This is a genomic window from Roseburia sp. OM02-15, assembly GCF_003481835.1.
GTDB lineage: Bacteria > Bacillota > Clostridia > Lachnospirales > Lachnospiraceae > Eubacterium_I > Eubacterium_I ramulus_A.
On record NZ_QULX01000011.1, the window covers coordinates 1 to 272 of the forward strand.

Below are 272 nucleotides of genomic sequence, written 5' to 3' on the forward strand. Positions count from 1 at the left end.
TATGTTCCCATATTTCTTTTGCCCGTTCTGAAATTGGATCATCTATTACTTTTCTTCTACTATATTTTACAACCATGATCAGATGATAATACATCAAATATACTGAATGTGCATTATGATCCATTTTATCCATACAATCAGTCCCTTCTGGCTTTTCGACTGATTGTATTATACCATATTCCTCATTATAGAACAAGTGTTCTGTTTTGCTTTTTATATTTATTTTTGCAATTCATCTCCCACCTGTAGAGGAAGGAGAATTCTTGCTATAA

1 protein-coding gene is annotated in these 272 nt (G+C 31.6%); it reads right to left on the reverse strand.

Translation table 11 applies throughout. The features are described 5' to 3' along the window. Positions 1–133: transposase (locus tag DXB15_RS17295; protein WP_330427513.1), on the reverse strand; the 133-nt coding region annotated here is incomplete at its 3' end. Positions 134–272 lie beyond the last annotated feature (139 nt).